The 2101-nt window shown below is 50.4% G+C and carries 1 protein-coding gene and 1 pseudogene; both read left to right on the forward strand.

Annotation, left to right across the window (positions count from 1 at the left end; all coding sequences use genetic code 11):
- A pseudogene (locus tag D779_RS20370) lies at window positions 1-506 on the forward strand (group II intron maturase-specific domain-containing protein); the annotation flags it as partial.
- 1070 nt (window positions 507-1576) lie between these two features.
- On the forward strand, window positions 1577-1894 hold the full coding sequence (locus D779_RS22480) for a hypothetical protein (protein WP_157726486.1): 318 nt from the start codon (window positions 1577-1579) through the stop codon (window positions 1892-1894).
- The last annotated feature ends 207 nt before the right edge of the window (window positions 1895-2101 follow it).

The following is a 2101-nucleotide window of genomic DNA, read 5'->3' on the forward strand; positions in this document are numbered from 1 at the left end:
AGCGGTTCTACCAAGCGCTCCCGCAACGGCTGGAGCAATTTGGCCTCGCCGTGGCGCCCGAGAAGACGCAGGTCGTGCGTTTCAGCCGCTTTTATCCAAGTCGTCGCCGACGTATCACCTTCCTAGGTTTCGAGCTGTTCTGGTTTCCAGACCGAGGAGGCACGGTGCGCGTCATGCGTCGAACCGCCCGCAAGAAGCTTCAAGGAGCGATCCGGCGCATCACCGAGTGGATCAAGCGTAACCGGCACCTGCCGGGTCGGGAGTTCATCAAGGGACTGAATCGGCGGCTGGTGGGGCACTACAACTATTACGGTCTACGGGGTAACTCCAAAGACCTCTGGTGCTTCTTTCAGGCTGCCGTCAAAGCGGCGTTCAAGTGGCTCAATCGACGTGGGGGAAAACGCAAGAGTTTCACCTGGGCGGTGTTCAGCCGCGCACTCCAGAAGCTTGGAATCGCCAAACCCCGCATCACCGAAAAGCCCCACGCGCCGCGGGTGTTTGCATGAAATTCATCGCTCGCGCGAATGCGAGTACAACCGAGGAACCGAATGCGAGAAAACCGCACGTCCGGGTCTGTGGCGGGGGCTCCGGGTAACCGGAGTCCCTACGCCGGAGGCCAACATCATCCCCAGGGTCTGACATTCAACTTAAGACAAAAGGAGAAATGTATGAAAAGGTCTTTTCTCATTGCTGCTCTAGCATTGCTAACAGCAAATACACATACCAATGCGGCCGATTTTTCGGCAGAATTTCGAGGTGTCAAATATTATTCCGCTGAAAATTCCGGCTGCCGAGCCGGCATGATTCTAGTAAGGGAATACTATAGTGTTAGTGGAGTCGATCTGAATGATTTGATGTACACACGCGTCTCAAGTGACGGTAAGCCACACACTACCCCCGTCAAATATACAACCCCTGATGGCTTAGTCCTCGACGGCTTTTGCGCCGCGCCCGGGCATAAACACACCTACAAGACAAGATTCAGTAAGATAAGTACCGGAGAACAAAGCAATATAATCACGTATACCTGTGACGTTTCTCCGTCGAATATTTCGGATGCCAAGCCCGAGAGTCTACGTAGCATTGGGGGCAGCTAACTCGATAACCGTACAACTGGTTCCCGAGATGTTCTTGTGAATTCCAAACATCGGGCGGAGTAGCCGAAGCGGGGAATTCGCCTAACACGCCCATCAAGCCGAGGCCATACTGCGCATCAAGCTAAGAGCAGTGTTCTAGCGTTGTAGGGGCGCAGTATGGCCCGGCTTATGGGTGACGTTAGGCTCACAGGAGAAACTGGAAATGAAATGTCCAAATTGCGGCAATAGCGTCAACTATTTCTTTCGGTGCAACAATTGCGGAGATGTGAGATGCCTTAAGTGTAACGGTCCTTCTCAAACAGGTGGAAATGCTCCAGGAAACTATACTCAATTGCCTTGCAGAGTCTGTAAGAAGAAGGAAATCAAGAAAATAAATTAGTCGAAAACTGAGTAAAAGTTTCGCTAGAAGCCAATGGTGTTTCCGAGTTGGTGTTCTAGCGGGATTCTTGAAGCGTGACGTCTAATCCAGGAGAGATCACTTGAGCTATTTCGTGACAATCACTTTCGACTTAAGAGACGCAAAATCATCTCTACATGGGACAGGCGTGTACAATAAAATCACTAATGCGCTTGACATGCTTGATTACTCAAAAATAGTGCGAGGTAAGAAAAAGGTAGATATTCAGCTTCCGGCTAATACTTATGTAGCCGAGTTTGATGATGATGTTGACCACACATCGGAAATCATTGATTTTGTGACGCAAGAGCTAAAAAAGCTATTTAAATCATATCATGTAAAAGGGAAATTTTTTGTCTCAGTAGGTAAGAACTGGAGCTGGAAGGTTGGTTCATTCTGATTAAACATGGCGACAATGGCCTAACACGCACCTCAAGCCGACCCCATACTGCGCACGTAGCTCAGTGCTTTCATTTAGCGTCATCGCAGCGCAGTATGGGTCGGCTTAGGTTTGACGTTATCGCGCCGAGCAAAGCTCGGCGTCTCTTGCCAGGTGAAAGTCCTGGTCGGGTAAGGGTTAGCCACCCACCCGTATCGAGTGTTGGTC

It is taken from the genome of Imhoffiella purpurea (assembly GCF_000585215.1).
GTDB classification, from domain to species: domain Bacteria; phylum Pseudomonadota; class Gammaproteobacteria; order Chromatiales; family Chromatiaceae; genus Imhoffiella; species Imhoffiella purpurea.